Below are 21,517 nucleotides of genomic sequence, written 5' to 3'. Positions count from 1 at the left end.
AATCCCGTCCCATAGTCAGCCCGCCCTTTTTCTTGAATTCGTTGTCAGACGCCGGCGCTGACCGGCGACACCTTGAACCAGCGCACGGCCCCACCTTTGGTGTGCAGTACGGTGAACTGCAGGCCTGCCAGCGCGTAATGCTCGCCGCGCTTGGGAACATGGCCCATCTCATGCGCCACCAGCCCCCCGATCGTATCGAAGTCGGTTTCGGGCAGCGTCACACCAAAAGCTTCGTTGACACGCTCGATGGAGGTGTCGCCGCTGACGCGGTAGGTGTGGTCGCTGAGGCCGAAGATGTCGCCCTCGTCTTCGGCGATGTCGAATTCGTCCTCGATCTCGCCGACGATCTGCTCGAGCACGTCTTCAATGGTGATGAGACCTGCCACACGGCCGAATTCGTCAATGACGATGGCCAGGTGGTTGCGGTTGCCGCGGAATTCACGCAGCAGGTCGTTCAGCCCCTTGCTTTCCGGCACAAAGACGGCGGGCCGGAGCAGGGCCTTGATGTTGAGTTCGGGCGCGCGCTGCAGCTTGAGCAGATCCTTGGCCATCAGGATGCCGAGGATGTTTTCCTTTTCGCCTTCGTAGACGGGAAAGCGCGAGTGGGCGGTGTCGATCACCAGGTGCAGCAGTTCGTCGAACGGCGCGTCGATGTTGATCACGTCCATGCGCGGGGCTGCCACCATGACATCGCCCGCCGTCATGTCGGCCATGCGGATGACCCCCTCGAGCATCTCGCGGCTCTGGGCTCCGATGACGTCATTGTCCTGGGCTTCCACCAGGGTCTCGATCAACTCGTCCTTCGAGTCGGGGCCTGGGTGGAGCATTTCAGCGAGCTTCTGCAAAAAGCCGCGTTTGTCTTCTGGCCTGGAAGACCGACTGGGGGGAACGTCGGACACGTGATGGGCGGTCGGTAGTTGTGAAGGGGCTAAGGATAGCTGAAATCCTTGACGGTGCGCAGGCGTAATTTGCCGTCGCGTGCCGAAGCGGTTGGCTTTTTGTATTTCTTGTTTGGGTTTGTGTCCATTCAGGGCCACGCGGCGGCGGCGTGGATGATTTTTGGCGCACAACCAATGGGAATGAGCGCAAGCAGCTATCGAATTAATAGCAAGAAGCCGGTTGTTGCACCGGCCTCACGAGCCCCCCCCCAAACCGAAGCCATCACATCGGCATGCGGTCCCGACCATCCCGCACGCCCTGCCGCACTTCCTGGACCATCGCCAGCAGGTCCCAGAACTGCTTGGCCTGAACCTTGAGGCGGTAGTCGGTCTGGGCGATCTGTTCTTCGACCATTTCGGTCATGCGCGAGTCCAGGTCGGCCGGCGGCAGCTTCAGGTAGGCCTCGCTTTCAGAGCCGTCGCGTTCGATCGTGGCGCCGGCCTTGCGTGCGATGTTGAGCATGGCGGTGTTTTCGCTCAGCGCGTGGATGAACATCATGTCGACACCGTTGTTGCGGGCGTGCATGACCGCGCGGTCAAACAGGCGCGAGCCGTAGCCGCGGCCACGCGCCTGGGCCAATACAGACACGCCGAACTCGGCGCAGCTCTTGAGGTTGGGGTCGGTGGTATGCGCCAGGTGGGCCATGGCGATCAGTTCCAGCTTGCGGTTGTAGATGCCGAAAATCTCGTCGCGCTCGAAGTTGAGCCCGTCTACATAGCGGTGAATCTGCTCATCGTTGGCCGAATAGCCAAAGCGCAGGTAACGGTCGTGGGGGCTCAGTGCCAGCAAATGGGTGGCGATGCGTTCCCCGTGGCTGGGGCCGATCGAGCGGATGGGAACCATGACGGGCTGGACGTGACGCGCTGGAGGTGCCGCGGAGGCGCGCTCTTCCACGGGAGGCCGGAAGAATTCCTTGCCTGCGTTATAGGATGCTCTTAAAAGGGTGCTGGGTGTAACCATGATCTCAATATAAGGGTTTTCCCTAGAATCAACAGTCTAGGGGCTTCTGAACCAGCGTCAATAGAGGGCCGCTTCAAAAAAACACCTTTATGTGGATTTTTCCCAATAAATACGGGCGCAGGCAGCTATTAAAAATATAGCAAACTGACACTTCCAGTCGCTCCGGCGCGTGGATTGTTGCGATACAACAACACTTTATACGCGCATCCGGGCAAGTCACGCACATGGAAATGCCGGTTCCCCGGCTTCGCCCCGGTTCAGCTCACAAAGGAACGGCCGTCGTCGCCTTGACCCGGTCCAGCACAAAACTCGTTTTGCAATCCTGCACGCTGGGATGTTTGAGCAGGGTGTCCATGATGAAGCGGCTGTAATGCGCCATGTCCTGCACCAGCACGCGCAGCAGGTAGTCCATCTCACCAGTCAGCGCTGCGCACTCGGCCACTTCAGGCCAGGTCTGCACGCTGGCCCGGAACAGGTCCATGGGGTTGCGTTTGTGGCTTTCGGTGTGCTTTTCCAGCCGTACGTTGATGTAAGCCGTGAGCCCCAGCCCGACAGCTTCAGGTTTGACGAGCGCCACATAGCGGTCGATCACGCCGCTTTCTTCAAGCCGCTTCACGCGCCGCAAAACCGCACTGGGTGAAAGCCCCACCTGCTCGGCGAGCAGGTCGAAGGTAGCGCGACCATCGGCCTGCAGGCTGCGCAAAATTTGCCGATCAAGCTTGTCAAGTACTTCCATTCGGATTATTTTGCAGCTTTACTGCGCCAATAGCAATGCAAACGCCCCATTTCGCAGTAAAACTGACCGCCAGCGCCGCTAAAGTTACTTTATACGCACACCTATCTGGAGACACGCATGAATGCACGCGACGACACCGCCCTGAACTTTGAACAGGGCGCGGCTTGGGACAACCCCATGGGCACCGACGGTTTTGAGTTCATTGAATATGCGGCACCCGACCCTGTCGCCATGGGGGCATTGTTCGAGCGCATGGGCTTCACGCCGATTGCCAAACACCGCCACAAGAATGTCACGCTGTACCGCCAGGGCGGCATCAACTTCATCCTGAATGCTGAGCCCGACTCGTTTGCCCAGCGCTTTGCGCGCCAGCACGGCCCCAGCGTCTGCGCCATCGCTTTTCGCGTGCAGGACGCCAAGGCCGCCTATGAACGCGCAATCTCACTGGGCGCTTGGGGGTATGCCCACACATCGGCGCCTGGTGAGCTGAACATTCCGGCCATCAAGGGTATTGGCGATTCGATCATCTACTTCATCGACAAATGGCGCGGCAAGAACGGCGCGCAACCCGGCGACATCGGCAACATCGGCTTTTACGACGTGGACTTTGAAGCCTTGCCCGGCGTGCAGGGTGACGCGCTGAACCCCGCCGGCCACGGCCTGACGTATATCGACCACCTGACGCACAACGTGCACCGCGGCCGCATGGACGAATGGGCCGGCTTTTACGAGCGGCTCTTCAATTTCCGCGAAATCCGCTACTTCGACATCGAAGGCCAGGTCACCGGCGTGAAGAGCAAGGCCATGACCAGTCCCTGCGGCAAGATCCGCATCCCGATCAACGAAGAGGGCAACGAAAAGGCCGGCCAGATCCAGGAGTACCTGGACCGCTATCAGGGCGAAGGCATCCAGCACATCGCCATGGGCAGCAACGACCTGTTCGCAACCGTGGATGCGCTGCGCACCAGCGGCGTGAAGCTGCTGGACACCATCGACACCTACTACGAACTGGTCGACAAGCGCATTCCCGGCCACGGTGAAAACGTGGCGGATTTGAAGAAGCGCAAGATCCTGGTGGACGGCAAGAAAGGCGCGCTGCTGCTGCAGATCTTCAGCGAAAACCAGCTCGGCCCGATCTTCTTCGAGTTCATCCAGCGCAAGGGCGACGACGGTTTCGGCGAAGGCAATTTCAAGGCGCTGTTTGAAAGCATCGAGCTGGACCAGATGCGCCGCGGGGTTTTGTCGGGCGCCAAGGCAAGCGCACAATAAAGTTTTTCCATCCCCCAACCTCACGGAGATTGCCATGTCACTTTGCCCGCAACTGCCCCATCGCCTGGCCGCATTGGGTGTCGCCACCGCCGCATTGTTTGCGGTGACGGGGGCATCTGCCCAGACGGCGGTCAGCGTGGTTCCGGCCTCCAGCCTGGACAGCGTGCAAAAAGCCGGCGTGCTGCGCATCTGCACGCCGGGCGACTACAAACCCTTCAGCTTCCAGAAGCCCGACGGCACGTTTGAAGGTATCGACGTGGACCTGATGGCTTCGCTCACGGCCAGCCTGGGCGTCAAGCCCGAGTGGGTCAAGACCAGCTGGTCCAATTTGATGCCCGACATGGTAGGCGGCAAATGCGACATGGCTGTTGGCGGCATCTCGGTGACTACCGAGCGGCAAAAGCGCGCCTTCTTCAGCACGCCCTACATGGTCAACGGCAAGACGCCAATTGCGCGCTGCGCCGACGTGGCCAGGTACCAAAGCGTGGCCGACATCGACAAGCCCACCACGCGGGTGATCTTCAATCCGGGCGGCAGCAATGAGCGTTTTGCCCGCGCCAACTTCAAGCAGGCGCAGATGCGGCTCAACCCCGAGAACTTGACGATCTTTGACGAAATCCTGGCCAACCGCGCCGATGTCTTCGTCACCGAATCGGCCGAGGCGATCACCCAGCAGAGGCTGAAGCCGGGCCTGTGCGCGATCAACCCCGACAAGCCGCTGCAGTACGGCGAAATGGCTTACCTGCTGCCACGCGGTGACGTGACGTTCAAGGCCTACGTGGACCAGTGGCTGCACCTGGCCAAAGCCAGCGGTGACTACCAGCGCGTGGAGAGCCAATGGCTGAAGTAGAGAGCAACACGGACAGCAACACGCCACCCCCGGCGGTCTACGGCCAGTCTGACCGCCCGCCGCGGGGCGACTACGCACGTGGCGGCCAGGTCAATGCGGACTACACCTGCCCGCAAAACTACGCGGCCTACACCGCAGAAGATCACGAGACTTACCGGCGCCTTTACGCGCGGCAGTCGGCATTGCTGCCTGGCCGGGCCTGCAGCGCCTTTATCAAGGCCCTGCCCAGCCTGGGCGCAAGTGATGCCATCCCGCGTTTTGAAGACGTGAACGAGCGGCTCTTCAAGGCCACCGGCTGGCAGCTGGTGGGCGTGCCGGGGCTGATCCCCGAGGTGCCGTTTTTCACGCTGCTGGCCAATCGCAAGTTTCCGGTGACGGACTGGATACGCACGCCGGCGGAGTTCGACTACATCGTCGAGCCTGACATCTTTCATGATTTGTTCGGCCACGTGCCGCTGCTGTTCGACCCGAGCTACGCCGACCACATCCAGGCCTACGGCAAGGGCGCGTTGAAAGCACATACGCTGGAGCATGGCGCGCAGCCGATTCCCGGCGCGGTCGAGATGCTGTCGCGCCTGTACTGGTACACCATCGAGTTTGGCCTGATGCGCGACAAAGAAGGCAACGATGAAGTCCGCGCATACGGCGCCGGCATTTTGAGCAGCCCCGGCGAACTGGCCTGGAGCGTGGAATCTGCAGAGCCCAGGCGCATTTCACTGCGGGACAATGCCGACCTGCTGCGCTGTATGTCGTCGACCTACAAGATCGACAGCTTCCAGCAGCAGTATTTTGTGATCGACAGTTTTGATGCGCTGCTACGGCTGACGGAGCCGGATTTCACGCCGTTTTACAAGACGCTGGCGCAACATGCAGCACAGCAAAAGGCCCTTAGCCCTGCTTGAGCTGGCACGGTACTATCCGCACCTCTCTCTGAGTAAGCCGCCTGACACAATCCCTGATCACCTGATCAAAAATGATCACTGGTGGTTTCCATGATGTGCGGCTACCGAGAAAATCAGACCTGACCGGCATGAGCGCGCAGCGGCAGCTTGCATCCTGTCGTGTCGCTGCGAGGCGTTTTCGCACGCGAAGGACCAACAATGCCGCGCCGCCTTGCGGCATCCGTCCTGCCGGCCCTTAATCGCACAACGCGAGGTTTATGTGAACTATTGATTGATGCTCACTCCTCTGAATGAGCGACAATTCAACACTGATACAACACTGCGAGGCAACAGAGGTGCCCGTAGCACATCAGGTGTTTATTACACGCACTTCCTCCTACAAAATGAGGAGGTAAAAAATTGTTACACCGCTTACGATGCACTCCCTGATGGAATTACCAGCACACATGAACCGAAGCACGAAGGTGCTGCTGGTTATGGATGTGGTGGAGTCCGTCAGAATCATGGAGCAGGATCAAGATGGTTTTGTGCGGCGGTGGCAAGAACTGGTACAGCAGATTGAGCAGCAGATTCTGCCGCTGCATGGCGGGCGCATCGTCAAAAGCCTGGGGGACGGTTTAATGCTGGAATTTGCCGGCGCCCAAGGGTCTGTCAAAGCAGCCTTCGCTATTCAGCACTTCTGCCAAGGGGCCAATGCGGCCTTCCGCCCAGAGCAACAGATGCATCTGCGCATGGGCGGCCATTTGGCGAGCTTTGTGACCGACCAGCATGACATTTACGGCACAGACGTGAATTTGACAGCACGCGTCTGTACGTTGGCGGGGCCGGGTGAGATAGTCGTGACGTCCGATCTGCGTGATCAAGTCTCGTCCGTGCTGGACGCAGATGTTGAAGACTTGGGCGAATGCCACCTCAAACACGTCAAAGAGCCGATCAGGGCGTACCGGATCGGGCCGCCAGGCAATGCACCGGTAATATCATCTGGTACCGCAGTCCAGTTGAACTTGCGACCAACTATCGCGGTAATCCCCTTCGCGATGCGCAGCAGCGAACCGGGACATGAACTTCTTGGCGAGGCCTTGGCCGACGAAGTGATTGCCGCTTTGTCCCGCACCTCCGAACTTCATGTGATCTCGCGTCTTTCGACCACTGTGTTCCGGGAACGTCCGGAGGCAATGGAAGACATACGGACCCACTTGGGCGCTACGTATATCTTGTCTGGCACGTGCCGCAGCGCCGGAACACAGCTGGCGTTGTTCGTTGAATTGATCGAAGCAAAGACAGGCCACATTCTCTGGGCGGACAGTCTGAAGGGTCAAGTACACGGCTTATTTGCGGCAGACGATGAACTGATCGCACGACTGGTTTCTGCCATTAGCTCGTCAGTCATGTCGCAACAACTTGAGAAGGCACGAAGGCAATCTTTACCCAATCTTGAAGGATATACGCTGTTACTCGGTGCTGTCGCACTCATGCACAGAAACTCCCCCTCAGATTTCGAGCGAGCCCGGCAGATGCTGGAGCATCTGATTGACCGTAGCCGTCGGCATCCAATGCCGCACGCGTGGTTAGCCAAGTGGCATGTACTTCGCGTGCAACAGGGGTGGTCCACAGACTCTGCCAAAGAGGCTCAACTCGCGTTGGATTGCACCAAGCAGGCAATGGATAGTGAGCCGGATTGTGCTTTCGCCCTCACCGTAGAAGGATTCATATACACGAACCTTCTACGACAGCTAGACGCAGGCTCCCAACGCTACGAACAGGCGCTTGGCATCAATCCTAATGATTCGCTAGCGTGGCTGCTCAAAGGGACGATGCACGCGTTTAAAGGAGAAGGAGATATGGCCGTAGTGGGGACCGAAAGAGCCCTAAAGCTTTCACCGCTTGATCCACTTCGGTATTTTTACTTCTCCCTGGCGGCCACCGCCGCCAATTCAGCGGGTCAGTACGCCAAGGCTCTAGAGCTAATCACTCTATCGCTTCGAGCCAACCGCACGCATACGTCCAGCCTGCGAACCTTGGCAGTTGCCCAAGTGAACTTAGGGCAGCTTGACCAAGCAGAAAAGACCGTGGCCGAGCTGCTGAGATTAGAACCAGCTTTAACAGTGCGCAGCTATTTAGCACGCAGCCCAAGCAGTCAGTATGAGATAGGGAAAACTTGGTCCGCAGCCCTTCAAAAAGCTGGCCTGCCATATTGACAACACTACTTCAGGGAGTTTTTTATGAGTATTTTTAGTTTGCTTGGCGGTACCGGCGGCACAGGTGGTACTGGCGGAACCGGAGGCACAGGCGGCACAGGCGGCACAGGTGGTACTGGCGGGACCGGAGGTACGGGCGGGACCGGTGGTACGGGTGGCACGGGCTCCAACCCCCTGCTTTCGGACGCCCTCATCAGGAGTCGGGCAGCACTGGTCGGCCCATTCAAGGGTGCCGTATTCCCGATTGACCTTCCAGTGCCGCTGGACAAACCAGAGCGCCTCGTCCAGTGGGATGTGATGCCCAGATTGCAGGTTTGCGGCTTGGAACTGTTGTCGGGTTTGCACTTTCAGGTCAATCAGTCTGCAAAAGAAATCGCCGTCGAATTTGTAGACCTGACGAAAAAGCCGCTATCCAACATGAAGCTTGCCACCTTCGTCAGGCCCGACGTGGCAGTCTTCCGGCAACAACTTCAATTGGTTGAAAATTACGCCCAACTGCGGGAGGACAGAGGGGTGGAAATTCTGGCGCAAATGTCCAGCTTAACTCCCTTCTGGGGCTCAGTCGTAGGACTAACCGATCACCGGCACAAATGGACGATGGAGCTCGTGACGCTAATGCTTGCCTTGGCAATTGACGTAGAAATGCGCCTCAAGCATGCTTTCGCTTGTCCACGCCCTATTGAGCTTTCGCCACAAATACAACCCATGATTCCTACGCCTGGGCACGCAAGTTGGCCAAGCGGGCATGCGACTGAAGCCTTCCTAATTATCACGGTGTTACTCACGCTACTGCCGTCAGGCCACAAATACAAAGAACAATTGGAACGGCTCGCAGCCCGTATAGCGGTCAACCGAACAGTGGCAGGCGTTCACTATCCCGTAGACAGCGCCGCTGGCCGTTTGCTCGGAACTGCTCTCGCAGAATTTTTTATCGCACGTTGCCAAGGCGCCAAAAGTTCGGCTGTATGGGGCTTCGATGGACGGAAATTCCAGGGGAAAAAGGGCGAGCCCGTCGACTTTGACATGCGCGTCTCCATGACAGACAACCTCAGTGGCTACTATCGATACAAGACCACCAGGCAAGCGATACAAAAATCACCAATACTTGCTTTTATGTGGGCCAAAGCTGCAGCCGAATGGCTGCCTCTCAAATAGGTCGGCCATGAACTGGAGCAAATTGCCCAAGGGCGAATTTACCGGCATTGACTGGGCGTTGCCCAATGCCACCAATGGTTTTGACCCTTACCTGGTTTGGGCCGAAACCGATAGCTTTGCCGGCTATGGCGATACACAGCCCAAGTGGTTGCCCATTGCTATTGAGCTGACGCGGGGTACCACGGTGTCCCAGCTTATTGCCGCTGCCTCCCCCAAGTGGCTCCATGTGCCACCTGTGTATGTCGGCACGGTCGCGCCGGCTGGCCTGAGGTTTTGCACCGCGCGGGTCAGGCCTGCGTTTTTCAAGGCAATTCAGCCGGGTGGCAGCCTTCACCCGCTGGTCCTAAGGCTTGAGCTGGGGCTGCCTGCAGCTGAATACGCTGACGATTCGGCGGGGAGCTCGCACACCAATCCACCTCCACATTCGCGCGGCGCGGCGTACCAAGCTGAAGCCAGTGCTGAGCGCCTGCTTTCGGGCAAGGTGTTCGGACTGATTGACGATAGCCTGGCATTGGCTCAGGCGAATTTTCTCCATCAGGGCAAGGCCCGTACCCGCTACTTCTGGCGGCAAGACGCACGGGGCAAAGGCCGCACACCCACCGGGTTGGGCTATGGGCACGAACTAACCGCCGCCGACATCAATGCAGCCATGCAGGCCAATGTCTATGACGGCTTGGTGGATGAAAGCGCGGTGTATGTCGCACTGGGGCTTTCTACCCTGGGCCAGAAACAGCCCAAGACCGAGCGCTTTTTTCACGCGCTGGACACGTCAATCAGTCACGGCTCACATGTCATGGATCTGGCAGTGGGGCCGCGCAAGCTGCTGGCCCAGGTGGCCAACTTGCCGCCTGCGTATGACGCGCCGCCTAGCTGGGCGCTGGCCAACGACGATGCCAGCCGCGCGCCGCTGGTTGCAGTGCAACTCGACTACGACACCGTGCAAGACACCTCGGGCGGCTCAATGAATGTGCATGTGCTGGACGGGTTTATGTACATCCTCTCTCGCTGCACCCCCACGGCCAAGGTGACGGTGAACGTGAGTTTTGGCACGCTGGCCGGGCCGCATGACGGCACGTCGCTGCTTGAGGCAGCCATGGACCAGCTGATCACCCTCCTTCATGGCCGCCTGCAGATTGTTCTGGCTGCTGGCAATAGCTACCAACTGCGCATGCATGCCAATACAACGCTGGCGAAAAACAAGTCCGCCACGCTGCATTGGTGCGCACTGCCCGACGATACAACGCAAAGCTTTGTGGAGCTCTGGATTGAAGAGAACCGCGAAGGCCTGGAGATTGAAATTACGCCGCCAGGGCAAGCTGCCTTGCCGGCATTGAAGTTTGGCCAGTCCCGAATGTGGGCCAACAGCGACAAGCAGCCCCTTTGCGCGCTGATTTACCCAAAGACGGTGGCCACTGGCCGGCGTGGCACCTGCGCCCTGCTGGCGGTGTCACCCACCTTCAGCTTCGAGAAGAAAGACGTCACCGCGCCCAGCGGAGTATGGCAAATCAAGCTGACGAACACCGCCACAAAATCGGTCACGGTGGATGCCTACGTGGAGCGAGACGATGTGGTCATCGGCACCCATACCGGAGCGCGCCAATCGTACTTTGAGGACGAGTGGTACGACACCAGCGGCAACCCCGGATCCTTTGTCGATCACCCCAACAATCCAAGCCTGATCCGGCGCAGCGGCAGCTTCAACAGCATTGCCACGGGCAGTAAAACTGTGTCGGTCGGCGGCACACGTATCACGGGGTCGAAGTGGGCGCACTATTCCCCGCAAAAACCAGACCCCGATGCTGCGCGGCCGCAGCGACCCGGCGTCGTCAAAATCCCGGATGCAGCCGCCTCCAGCGACGAAAACCCGGCCATGGTGGGTGTCAGTGCCGCAGGGACGCGTAGCAGTGCCGTGGTGCGCTTGCAGGGTACGAGCGATGCGTCGCCGCAAGAGGCTCGCAGGATTTTTAACGAACTCTAGGCTCTCGGCAAGGACTCACCAACGGCTCGGCAGCTTTTTGAGCAGCGTGATGCGTTTGGTGCCCATTTCGATGTAACCGCCTTTTTCCAGGTCCTTTAAAAGGCGGCTGACCATTTCGCGGGAGGCGCCGACGCGGCTGGCAATCTCCTGATGGGTGATTGATTCAAGAGTGACAGCCTCATTGGTAGGGTCGCGCTCCACCGCATCGCTATGTCCTTCAAGCACGGCAATCAGCCGTCCGTACACATCGAGCAGCGCCATGTTGCGCGCCGCTTCTGTAGCAGCACGCGCCCTGCGAATCACCTGAACCACGAGATTGATGGCAAATCCTGGCTCATCACCCAAGTGTTCGCTCACATCGGTACGACTGAGCACCGCACAGGTGCAAGGCTCAAGGGTAATAACTGAAGCCGAACGGGGTCCGCCGTCCAGCGACATTTCCCCAAAATAGTCGCCCGAATGAATCCTGCCGTAGGTGATTTCCCGGCCGCTTTCGTCCATGGCGAACACCTTGACACTGCCCTTGAGCAGAACAAACAGGTTGTCGCCGATTTCCCCTTCGTTGATGACAACGGCTTTTTTGGGGTAAGTTCGCACCACGCCTCGCAGGGCGAGCGTGCGCAATTCGGGAATCAAATGGGCATACAGCCCCTCATCGGAAGGTGGTGGTGAACTCATGATCACCCGTAATCTAGCACGTCGCCGGGACGTACGGGGCATCTATCAGTGGATTTGTCCGAGTGGCAGGGGGGCAATAGGCGGCAAGATCGCCACGCGATTGACCAGTTCACGAACGCCGCTGGATGCGGTCTTGGCGCAAAGGCTGCGCACATGGCTGCGCACAGTGGAAACCGCAACTTTCATCTGGAGGGCGATTTCCGGCGTGCTCAAGCAGCGGCACAGGAAAACCAGCACCTGCTCCTCCGTATGCGTGAGACCGTGACTGCGGGCAAAGGAGCCAAAAACACCCGACTCGCTCACGCCCACTCGAGACAAAAAGAGGGCAATGCGCTCACAGGGACTGCCCGCATTGCGATGCAGTGGCACCACAGCCAGGGTAAAGTCCACGCCGTCGGCCACCAGCCTGATCAGGCTGCGTTTTCCGGCAACTGCTTTGCCCATGGCAATCTGGAAGGCCTTGGCATCTGCCTGCATGAGGACCTTCAACTCTCCCCTGTCCACCCCCAAAACAACAGAGCGCTCAAGTTCGCGCCGCGCGATTTGATTCGCGTGCAAAATCCGCCCTTGGGCGCTGACAACGAACACCCCGTGCGCCAGCTCATCAACCAGCAGGGCCAGCAGCGCAGGCGTGGAATCAGACTCGGGTTCCAGCAGGGGCGGCAGCGGTCGGACAGCCTCCAACAGGCTGGTATTGGGCATTGCATAGAGTGTCAAGGGCTTGCTCCATCCTACAAATAGATGAGCATAAAAAGCCCAGCTCAATGTAGATAGTGAATATGCCGGGTCTTTTTTGTGAGAAATTCACATCGATAACGCCGGTTGCGGACTGGGAAGGCTTAAGGGCTGACGGCAAGCGTCGATTACGCCGGTTCAAGCCGGATCACTGTCCAGCATGGCCAGGGTAGCGTTCATGACGCCCGGCAAAAATGCCATCTGCACATGGGCCGCGCCGCGAACCAGGCGATTGTCGGCGCCAGGCAAGGTGGCCGTGGAGGTCGGAAACACGATGTTGTCGCAGTTGGAGTACCAGCAGGTAAACAGCGTATGCCGATGGGCGGGCATCTCATGGTCCAGCTGGGCCTGCCAGTCGGACAGGAGGCGCATCTGGCGCCCATTGTGGCCATGCCCGAACCGGGCCAGCCAGGTTCCGCGGTGCGGTGTGCCGATGGTGACGACATGATGTACCCGGGCTTCGGCCTTCATACGCTTGAGCCAGGCCCTGGCGGCCAACCCACCCATGCTGTGGCATACCAGCAAGGGGGCAAGGCCTGTGGCTTGGGTGACCCGCACCACTGCGTCGTCAATTTGGGGGGCGTAGCCGTCTATGGAGCCGAACAGGGGTTCGAGATTGACAGCGACAAAGGCGCGTCCACTGCCTCGAACCCGCTTGAGCCAGGGGGTCCACAGGCCACGATTGCAGAAGAACCCATGCACAAACACCACGCCGCGGCGACCTCGGGCTGTCTCGGCCGGCAGGACCCTGTCCGGGACCGCATTGGAACGAAAGGGCTGGCGCCAGCAGAACACGCGGGGAGCCGTCAATGTCTCACCCAGCCATGCGCGCAGAAGTTCTGTCCAGGTGGGCTGGGGCGCCGGATCTGCCTTGTTGATGTACCGAAGGAGTAAAAACTCAAGCGCGAGGAAACCGGTGTACCCCAGTGCAATCAGCAGGAAGCCGGTGACGGCCAGCGCGGGAGAGCTGCTGCGGAACCAGAACAGCCAGCCGAAAGCCGCGGCGACCAAGGTCAGGGTGATGAATCTTTGCAGTTGAGCCAGCATGAATGGGTCGGCGCGAGATCAAACCCGCAGTATCTCAGGCCAGTGTGACATCCTTGCCCGACAGTTTTTTGGCGAGGCCTTGCGCCAGGCGATTCACGGCGCCGTAGATGGACAGTTGCGGGTTGGCGCCAATGCTGGTGGGGAAAAGCGACCCATCGTGAATCGAAAGATTTTCGAGTTGCCAGTGCACACCGTCGGGCCGGGTAACGCCCTGTCGTTCAGCGCCCGCAAGACTGCAGCCGCCCATGACATGGGCGCTCACAACCCGCGTGAGCATCGGCTTCATGGGCAAGGCACTGACCGCAGTTCGCGCCTCAGCCCAAGAGGTATAAGGCCTGGCCATTTCGTGCAGCGGCAAAACCTGTTTGGCACCCGCTGCAAACTGGATTTCCATCATCGACAGCAGAGCCCTGCGCCCGCCCTCCATGACGTAGTCCGTCAGCGGATAGTCCAGCACGGCGGAGTTGTCGCTGCGCAGCTTCACCTGGCCGCCTGGCGACTCGTCATGAAAGCCGTCACGGAGCAAGGCCAGCAGCGTGTGGTTGTAGGGAAAAGACTTGAGCAGGTCGTGCTGACCCTGGCCGAAGCCAGGGACGGTCGACGCAAAGATGATCGGGTGCAGGGGCGGCGCTTCCAGCTTGTAGCCAATCGGCCCGTCAATCGCCTGGGTTTCCAGGAAATGATCGGAGTAAATGGTTTGCGGCGCACCGTTCCAGGCCTCCACCTTCTGGTCAAACACACTGGACGACATCACGACCGGGTGCAGGAATGTCCGGGCACCCAGCACACTATGCGGATCAGGCGCTCCAGAGCGCAACAGGACAGCCGGCGAGTTGATGGCACCGCCAGCCAGCACATAGTGTTTTGCTCTTATTTTGATAGCTGATTGCGCAAGTTCTGATTGGGCTGAAGCCCCATTTGGCCCTACACCCCGGCATATCAGCGCGGTGACCCGGCCATTGGCCAGCTCAAGGCTTTCTGCGCGGGTTTCAGTGAGCAGTTGCGCTCCACGCTCGAGCGCGGCAGGAATGGTGGTGACCAGCATGGACTGCTTGGCATTGGTGGGGCAACCCAACCCGCACGAGCCCAGGTTCCAGCAACCCTTGACGTTGCGGGAGATGGCCGAAGCGGGAATGCCCAGTTTGGCGGCGCCTCTGCGCAACAGGTCGTTGTTCTCGTTCGGCGGGACCAGCCAGGGGGTGATGTTCAGCCGCTGCTCGGCCTGCGCAAAATACGGTGCAAGCGCTCCCACGGTGTAGCCACCCAGGCCAAACCTGTCCTGCCAGAATTGAAGCGTGGAAGCGGGTGTACGGAAAGAGCTGGTCCAGTTCACCGTGGTGGAGCCACCCACGCAGCGCCCCTGCAGGATGTTGATGGCTTTGTCTGCTGTTTTGCGGGCGGCGCTTTCCTGGTAGAGCGAAGGATAGGCCTCTGACTCTTTCTGGTTGAAATCCGAGCTGCTTCTAAGCGGGCCTTCTTCAATGATCACCACCTGCAAGCCGGCCTTGGCCAGCAGCTCGGCCGTGACTCCGGCGCCTGCGCCGCTGCCTATGATGGCGACGTCACAGGTGATTTTTTCAGGCACCGGGCCGAGCGCGCCACCCATGACTTTCCAGCCGCGCGCAATGCCTTCGCGGATCGGGTCTTTCAATTGACTCATGCTGCTTTCGGTGTCTTCAGATTTTGACGGGGCCGGGATAGCCCAACATCGCCCAGCTGGACGGTTCGGAAAAATACGCGCCGGCCGTGATGTCGTGTAGGGCGGCATAAGCCTGCTGGCGCAGCGCGAGGCTTGACAGACGCATATCCTGAAGCGCCTGCTGGATCTCCGCAACAGAGGCTTCGGGCCAAGGCCGGCTCAAGCGGGCCAGCGCGTGCCGACCGGCAGCACTGGCCAGCAACGCCAGCAGTTGTGACAACTCGCCTTGCGCATGAGGCGGAAGGGATTGCACCAGGATATCGACCCGGCTGAGCAAGCCTTGCAGCGCAATCTCGCGCGGGCCGGCGTCTGCGGGCAAAGTGGTATCCAGAACAGCGCGGCCTACAGCGGAAAAGACTTCACGTCCCGAGTGAGTCAAGACCCCACTGGTCAGGCCAGGCTGCAGCAAAGCAGCAGCGCCGCCAGCGACAACCAGCACGGCCGCTGACGCGGCACCGAGCTTGAGAAGCGTTCTTCTTTGCATCCGGGAAGTTTCTCATGCGCATTTAGGTTTCTATAGGGGGCCGTACCTAGATAAACTCCGGGTTTGTATGGACGCATCCGCACAACAAATTCATCACGCACTGCAAACCGTTGCGCAGCTTCGGCAGCAGCACGCGGCAGACCCACCGCTGGCCAGGGCGAGCGCGGAGGTCAAGCGGTTTCAGGCGCGCCGTTTTCAGGCCACTTACTCGGACCTGCTGCACAGCCCGCGCTATAAAACTGCCGCCACCTTCTTCCTGCAGGAGCTGTACAGCGACAAAGACTACGCCGAACGCGACCAGCAGTTTGCGCGTATCGCAAGCACCATCGCCAAACTCTTCCCGCAACCTGTTGTCAGCACGGCTGCCGCGCTGGCGGAAGTGCACGCGTTGACGGAAAAACTCGACGACCTGATGGCGCGGGAATGGCTGGCGGACTCTGCAGCCATCCCGGAAAGCAGCGATTGCGGGAGATACATCCGGTGCTGGCGACGGGTCGGGGATGTAGCCGCACGCACCCGGCAACTTGAAGTTGTCCTGCACCTTGGGGACGAACTCAACCGCCTGACGCGGACATTCGGCCTTCGCACGCTGCTCAAGATGATGAGAGGGCCGGCTGCCGCGGCGGGGTTGAACTCCCTGCAGCACTTTCTGGAAACCGGCTTTGACGCCTTTGCCAACATGCGTGGAGCCGACGAGTTCCTGCGCTTGATCAAGGACCGCGAGACGGCCTGGATTCATACCCTGTTCACTGACGAAGCTGTCACCTGCGAGACCAGATTGGGCCATTTGCTGGCCGCGGGGCCGTAATGTCACGTCGGCATTAGGACAAGCCCCATACGGATTCCACAGCACGGCTTTCACAATGGGCCGCAAGGAGTGTGTATGAACAAGCATTGGCTCAACAGTTATCCCGCAGGCGTTTCACACGAGATCGACACCGAGCAGTTCCGCTCGTTGAATCATCTGCTGGAAGACTCGTTCAAGAAAAACGCGGCCAAACCTTTTTCGGTTTGCATGGATCGCTGGATGACGTACGGACAGCTCGATGAACTGTCGTCGGCTTTAGGCGCCTGGCTGCAAAGCCTGGGTCTTGAGAGCGGGGCGCGGGTTGCGATTATGCTGCCAAATGTTCCGCAGTTTGCAGTCACCATGGCGGCCATCCTGCGGGCAGGCTATACCTGCGTCAACGTCAATCCGCTGTACACCGCCCGTGAACTGGAGCACCAGTTATGCGACTCCGGGGCCACTACCATCGTCATTCTGGAGAACTTCGCTGCGACACTGGCCGAAGTGATTGAGCGCACACCAGTGAAGAACGTCGTCATGGCGTCCATGGGTGATTTGCTGGGCTTCTGGTATGGCCAATGGATCACCTTCGCAGTCCGCCACCTGGCCAAGCTGGTGCCCGCCTACAAATTGCCGCTTGCAAACGGGCGCATCGTGACAGCCTTCAATCGCACGATCGCAGAAGGTAGCCGCCTGCCCCTCAGGCCTGCGCAGACCACACTGGATTCAATCGCCTTTTTGCAATACACCGGCGGGACAACCGGATTGTCAAAAGGCGCCGTGCTCACGCATCGCAATATCGTTGCGGCCATTCTGCAGGCCGAAGAATGGTTCACGCCGGCTCTAGAGCGGATAGGCGATGTCAGCAAGACAAACAATATCGCAGCGTTGCCGCTGTATCACATCTTCGCGTTGACGCTATGCCTGCTTTCGATTCGTTGGGGAGCTCATCTAACACTCATTCCGAATCCGCGTGACTTCGGTAAATTCATCGAGGTGCTCAAGAAGCGTCCGTTTCACATGTTGCCGGCCGTCAACACGCTTTTTAATGCGCTGCTTCAGCACCCTCAGTTCAAGACGGTAGATTTCTCGGCCCTTTGTGTTTCGCAGGCGGGTGGCATGGCCGCGTCCGAAGGTACGGCGAAACACTGGTTGCAGGTCACAGGTTGCCCCATGATTGAAGGCTGGGGCATGAGCGAGACTTGCGCCATCGGCACCAACAATCCGGTGATGAACAAGGAGTTCACCGGCACCATCGGCCTGCCGTTGCCCAGCATCGAAATCGCCATCAAGGATGACGATGGTCTATCGCTCGCACTTGGCGAATCCGGCGAGATCTGTATCAAAGGTCCGCAAGTCATGACGGGCTATTACCAGCAGCCTGAAGAGAACAAAAAGGCGTTCACCTCCGATGGCTTCATGCGCACCGGTGATATTGGCATCATGGACGAGCGCGGCTACACCAAAATCATCGATCGCAAGAAGGACATGATCATCGTTTCGGGATTCAATGTGTTCCCCAATGAACTTGAGAACGTCATTTCCCTGTGCCCAGGCGTTGTTGAGTGCGCAGCCATTGGCATTGCCGACGAAAAACAGGGCGAAGCTATCAAGGTTTTTGTGGTGAAAAATGACCCTACACTGACCGAAGACGATGTGAGCGCCTATTGCAAACAGCACCTTACCGGATACAAACGACCCAAATATATTGAATTTCGCGATGACTTGCCCAAAACCAACGTTGGAAAAATCCTCAGGCGTGAACTGCGAACGGCGACCTGAAGCGCTGCAGGGCTCGGTAGCTTCTGATGGCCAAGCCTGATTTACCCCCGGGAATGCAGGTTTTTGAGCGCGGCTGGCTCTCTGCAAACAATATTCTTTTCACCGACGGTGAAAAAACCTTGCTGGTTGATAGTGGTTATTGCACGCACGCGCCGCAAACGCGGTCGTTGATTGAGTCCGTCCTTGGGTCCCGCCCTCTCGATATTCTCGTCAACACGCACCTGCACAGCGATCACTGTGGCGGCAATGCTGCTTTGCAGGCGCGTTATCCCGATCTGCATACCCTTATTCCTCCTGGCCATGCGCAACAAGTAGCCGACTGGGATCCCGTGGCGCTGACTTATTTTCCGACCGGTCAGCTGTGCCCACGGTTCACCTTCACTGATGCGATGAAGCCGGGAGGTTCCATGCAGTTCGGGTCCGAGATGTGGCAGATTCATGCGGCGCCTGGGCATGACCCGCATTCGCTGATTTTTTTCCACCCCAATAGTCGTGTACTTATTTCAGCCGATGCTTTGTGGGAAAACGGCTTCGGTGTGGTGTTTCCCGAGCTGGAAGGTGCCAATGCATTCACGGATGTCGCCGCGACTTTGGACGTAATTGAGCAGTTGAAGCCCAAGACCGTCGTTCCCGGGCACGGCCGTGTCTTTGCATACACACCAGAGGTGCTAGCGCTAGCACGTCAGCGGCTGAATTCATTTGTCAACAATCCGCCCAGACATGCGCACCATGCTGCCAAGGTTCTGCTGAAGTTCAAATTGCTCGAAATTCAACGCCAGAATTTCAACGACTTCGCAAAATGGGCCCTGGAAACGCCTTATTTCATGCAAATCAAAGCCAAATTTTTCGCGGACATCCCTGCCCGCGCGTGGATTGAGCAATTAAGCAACGAACTGGTGACTGCCGGCGTGGCCAACAGAGACGGTATGCATATCGTGAATGCCTGAATCACTGCGGGCCAGCGAGTTTTGACATTCATTTTTATCGCTGCTGTGTCGATGGCCTCTTGGCGAGCACCTAGACGCCTGCTTTAAGCACTTTGCACAAATACAAAAACAAAAGCCCGCATGAATTCATGCGGGCTTTTTAAACTCTGTGGCCTGGTCAATACCAAGCGCACAAAAGAAAACGCCCGGTTGATCAAAAATCAACCGGGCATTCCTTGCTGTAAGAGCCTGACGATGTCCTACTTTCACACGGGAATCCGCACTATCATCGGCGCTAAGTCGTTTCACTGTCCTGTTCGGGATGGGAAGGAGTGGTACCAACTTGCTATGGTCATCAGGCATAACTTGTTGACAGATTGTCCAAAGAACAATCCATCGAATTCATAGAGTAAATCAGCTTGTATTTAGATTCGCACAGCTGCTGAGCTGTGCTTTTTGAATGCGTCAACTTGGCATAACAACTTCGAATTAATCAAAGTTATAGGGTCAAGCCGCACGAGCAATTAGTATCAGTTAGCTTAACGCATTACTGCGCTTCCACACCTGACCTATCAACGTCCTGGTCTTGAACGACTCTTTAGGGGGCTCAAGGCCCCGGCAGATCTAATCTTGAAACGAGTTTCCCGCTTAGATGCTTTCAGCGGTTATCTCTTCCGAACTTAGCTACTCGGCAATGCCACTGGCGTGACAACCGATACACCAGAGGTTCGTCCACTCCGGTCCTCTCGTACTAGGAGCAGGCTTCCTCAAATCTGCAGCGCCCACGGAAGATAGGGACCAAACTGTCTCACGACGTTTTAAACCCAGCTCACGTACCTCTTTAAATGGCGAACAGCCATACCCTTGGGACCGGCTACAGCCCCAGGATGAGATGAGCCGACATCGAGGTGCCAAACACCGCCGTCGATATGAACTCTTGGGCGGTATCAGCCTGTTATCCCCAGAGTACCTTTTATCCGTTGAGCGATGGCCCTTCCATACAGAACCACCGGATCACTATGTCCTGCTTTCGCATCTGCTCGACTTGTCAGTCTCGCAGTTAAGCACGCTTATGCCATTGCACTATTATCACGATGTCCGACCGTAACTAGCGTACCTTCGAACTCCTCCGTTACACTTTGGGAGGAGACCGCCCCAGTCAAACTGCCTACCATGCACTGTCCCCGATCCAGATAATGGACCTAGGTTAGAACCTCAAACACACCAGGGTGGTATTTCAACGTTGGCTCCATGCGATCTAGCGACCACACTTCAAAGCCTCCCACCTATCCTACACAGATCTGTTCAAAGTCCAATACAAAGCTACAGTAAAGGTTCATGGGGTCTTTCCGTCTTTCCGCGGGGAGATTGCATCATCACAAACATTTCAACTTCGCTGAGTCTCAGGAGGAGACAGTGTGGCCATCATTACGCCATTCGTGCAGGTCGGAACTTACCCGACAAGGAATTTCGCTACCTTAGGACCGTTATAGTTACGGCCGCCGTTTACTGGGACTTCAATCAAGAGCTTGCACCCCATCATTTAATCTTCCAGCACCGGGCAGGCGTCACACCCTATACGTCGACTTTCGTCTTAGCAGAGTGCTGTGTTTTTAATAAACAGTTGCAGCCACCGATTTTTTGCAGCCTCATTGGGCTCCCCAAGTAAATGGTTCACCTACTAAAGGCACACCTTCTTCCGAAGTTACGGTGTCAATTTGCCGAGTTCCTTCTCCTGAGTTCTCTCAAGCGCCTTAGAATACTCATCTCGCGCACCAGTGTCGGTTTGCGGTACGGTCGTGTGTAGCTGAAGCTTAGTGGCTTTTCCTGGAAGCAGGGTATCACTCACTTCGTCTGCAAGCAGACTCGTTATCACCCCTCATCTAAGCCCGGCGGATTTACCTACCAGGCACGACTACAGGCTTGAACCAACATATCCAACAGTTGGCTGAGTTAACCTTCTCCGTCCCCACATCGCACTACACATCGGTACAGGAATATTGACCTGTTTCCCATCAGCTACGCATCTCTGCCTCGCCTTAGGGGCCGACTCACTCTACGCCGATGAACGTTGCGTAGAAAACCTTGCGCTTACGGCGAGGGGGCTTTTCACCCCCTTTAACGCTACTCATGTCAGCATTCGCACTTCTGATACCTCCAGCAGGGTTTACACCACCACCTTCACAGGCTTACAGAACGCTCTCCTACCACTTGCAATAAATTGCAAATCCGCAGCTTCGGTAACTGGCTTAGCCCCGTTACATCTTCCGCGCAGGACGACTCGATCAGTGAGCTATTACGCTTTCTTTAAATGATGGCTGCTTCTAAGCCAACATCCTGACTGTTATAGCCTTCCCACTTCGTTTCCCACTTAGCCAATTTTAGGGACCTT

Annotated in this window: 17 protein-coding genes and 2 rRNA genes (1 of these 19 cut by a window edge); 9 read left to right on the top strand and 10 right to left on the bottom strand. The window is 57.9% G+C overall.

Features of this window, described 5'->3' with window-relative positions:
* Nucleotides 1-44: 44 nt before the first annotated feature.
* From AC1DVV_RS17465 to AC1DVV_RS17455, 3 genes are all read right to left on the bottom strand, one after another.
* Entirely contained in the window at nt 45-827 is a 783-nt protein-coding gene (locus tag AC1DVV_RS17465; protein ID WP_254806495.1) for an HlyC/CorC family transporter, read from the bottom strand.
* Nucleotides 828-1,161: 334 nt separating this feature from the next.
* The gene (locus tag AC1DVV_RS17460; protein WP_457282811.1) at nt 1,162-1,899 is read right to left on the bottom strand and encodes a GNAT family N-acetyltransferase; all 738 of its coding nucleotides are present in this window, start codon (nt 1,897-1,899) and stop codon (nt 1,162-1,164) included.
* A 262-nt stretch (nt 1,900-2,161) separates the two neighbouring features.
* Nucleotides 2,162-2,635, bottom strand: a complete 474-nt coding sequence (locus AC1DVV_RS17455) for an Lrp/AsnC family transcriptional regulator (RefSeq protein ID WP_477707222.1) — start codon at nt 2,633-2,635, stop codon at nt 2,162-2,164.
* Nucleotides 2,636-2,752: 117 nt separating this feature from the next.
* On the opposite strand from AC1DVV_RS17455, the gene hppD reads away from it, so the two are divergent.
* The 6 genes from hppD (at nt 2,753) to AC1DVV_RS17425 (ending at nt 10,987) form a co-directional block, all read left to right on the top strand.
* Nucleotides 2,753-3,904, top strand: a complete 1,152-nt coding sequence (gene hppD / locus AC1DVV_RS17450; protein ID WP_457282809.1) for a 4-hydroxyphenylpyruvate dioxygenase — start codon at nt 2,753-2,755, stop codon at nt 3,902-3,904.
* 34 nt (nt 3,905-3,938) lie between these two features.
* Nucleotides 3,939-4,754 carry a transporter substrate-binding domain-containing protein gene (locus tag AC1DVV_RS17445; protein ID WP_457282808.1) on the top strand — a complete coding sequence of 272 codons (816 nt, stop codon included), beginning with the start codon at nt 3,939-3,941 and terminating at the stop codon, nt 4,752-4,754.
* Nucleotides 4,742-5,656, top strand: a complete 915-nt coding sequence (phhA, locus tag AC1DVV_RS17440) for a phenylalanine 4-monooxygenase (RefSeq protein WP_457282807.1) — start codon at nt 4,742-4,744, stop codon at nt 5,654-5,656. The genes AC1DVV_RS17445 and phhA overlap by 13 nt, the downstream gene beginning before the upstream one ends.
* 428 nt (nt 5,657-6,084) lie before the next feature.
* Complete coding sequence (locus AC1DVV_RS17435; RefSeq protein ID WP_457282806.1) at nt 6,085-7,854, top strand: tetratricopeptide repeat protein; 1,770 nt, start codon at nt 6,085-6,087, stop codon at nt 7,852-7,854.
* A gap of 24 nt (nt 7,855-7,878) precedes the next feature.
* Entirely contained in the window at nt 7,879-9,009 is a 1,131-nt protein-coding gene (locus AC1DVV_RS17430; protein WP_477702731.1) for a phosphatase PAP2 family protein, read from the top strand.
* Between the two features lie 7 nt (nt 9,010-9,016).
* Nucleotides 9,017-10,987: a S8/S53 family peptidase gene (locus AC1DVV_RS17425; RefSeq protein WP_477702732.1), complete on the top strand. Its 1,971-nt coding sequence runs from the start codon at nt 9,017-9,019 to the stop codon at nt 10,985-10,987.
* A 15-nt stretch (nt 10,988-11,002) separates the two neighbouring features.
* Here the strand turns inward: AC1DVV_RS17425 and AC1DVV_RS17420 are convergent, their stop codons facing one another.
* The 5 genes from AC1DVV_RS17420 to AC1DVV_RS17400 all read right to left on the bottom strand — a co-directional run bounded on the left by AC1DVV_RS17420 (nt 11,003) and on the right by AC1DVV_RS17400 (nt 15,630).
* Nucleotides 11,003-11,665 (bottom strand): Crp/Fnr family transcriptional regulator, encoded by a 663-nt coding sequence (locus AC1DVV_RS17420; protein ID WP_457282803.1) that lies wholly within the window; start codon nt 11,663-11,665, stop codon nt 11,003-11,005.
* Nucleotides 11,666-11,710: 45 nt separating this feature from the next.
* Nucleotides 11,711-12,430, bottom strand: coding sequence for a helix-turn-helix transcriptional regulator (locus AC1DVV_RS17415; protein ID WP_457282802.1), 720 nt, complete (start codon nt 12,428-12,430; stop codon nt 11,711-11,713).
* A gap of 108 nt (nt 12,431-12,538) precedes the next feature.
* On the bottom strand, nt 12,539-13,447 hold the full coding sequence (locus AC1DVV_RS17410; protein ID WP_457282801.1) for an esterase/lipase family protein: 909 nt from the start codon (nt 13,445-13,447) through the stop codon (nt 12,539-12,541).
* A gap of 34 nt (nt 13,448-13,481) precedes the next feature.
* Nucleotides 13,482-15,107, bottom strand: coding sequence for a GMC family oxidoreductase (locus AC1DVV_RS17405; protein ID WP_477702734.1), 1,626 nt, complete (start codon nt 15,105-15,107; stop codon nt 13,482-13,484).
* Nucleotides 15,108-15,123: 16 nt separating this feature from the next.
* A complete protein-coding gene (locus AC1DVV_RS17400) occupies nt 15,124-15,630 on the bottom strand; it encodes a hypothetical protein (protein ID WP_457282799.1) in 507 nt (168 codons plus the stop codon).
* 67 nt (nt 15,631-15,697) lie between these two features.
* On the opposite strand from AC1DVV_RS17400, the gene AC1DVV_RS17395 reads away from it, so the two are divergent.
* From AC1DVV_RS17395 to AC1DVV_RS17385, 3 genes are all read left to right on the top strand, one after another.
* Nucleotides 15,698-16,438 (top strand): DUF8198 family protein, encoded by a 741-nt coding sequence (locus AC1DVV_RS17395; RefSeq protein WP_457282798.1) that lies wholly within the window; start codon nt 15,698-15,700, stop codon nt 16,436-16,438.
* A gap of 75 nt (nt 16,439-16,513) precedes the next feature.
* Nucleotides 16,514-18,199 carry an AMP-binding protein gene (locus AC1DVV_RS17390; protein WP_457282797.1) on the top strand — a complete coding sequence of 562 codons (1,686 nt, stop codon included), beginning with the start codon at nt 16,514-16,516 and terminating at the stop codon, nt 18,197-18,199.
* 26 nt (nt 18,200-18,225) lie between these two features.
* Entirely contained in the window at nt 18,226-19,146 is a 921-nt protein-coding gene (locus AC1DVV_RS17385) for an MBL fold metallo-hydrolase (protein ID WP_477707221.1), read from the top strand.
* 226 nt (nt 19,147-19,372) lie between these two features.
* On the opposite strand, the gene rrf is transcribed toward AC1DVV_RS17385, so the two are convergent.
* Together rrf and AC1DVV_RS17375 are read right to left on the bottom strand one after the other, a co-directional pair.
* Nucleotides 19,373-19,485 (bottom strand): 5S ribosomal RNA (gene rrf / locus AC1DVV_RS17380).
* A gap of 143 nt (nt 19,486-19,628) precedes the next feature.
* Nucleotides 19,629-21,517 (bottom strand): 23S ribosomal RNA (locus AC1DVV_RS17375) (it continues 991 nt past the right edge of the window).

The organism is Polaromonas sp. P3_B4, from assembly GCF_056402835.1.
This window is presented reverse-complemented; position numbering and strand designations above follow the sequence as displayed.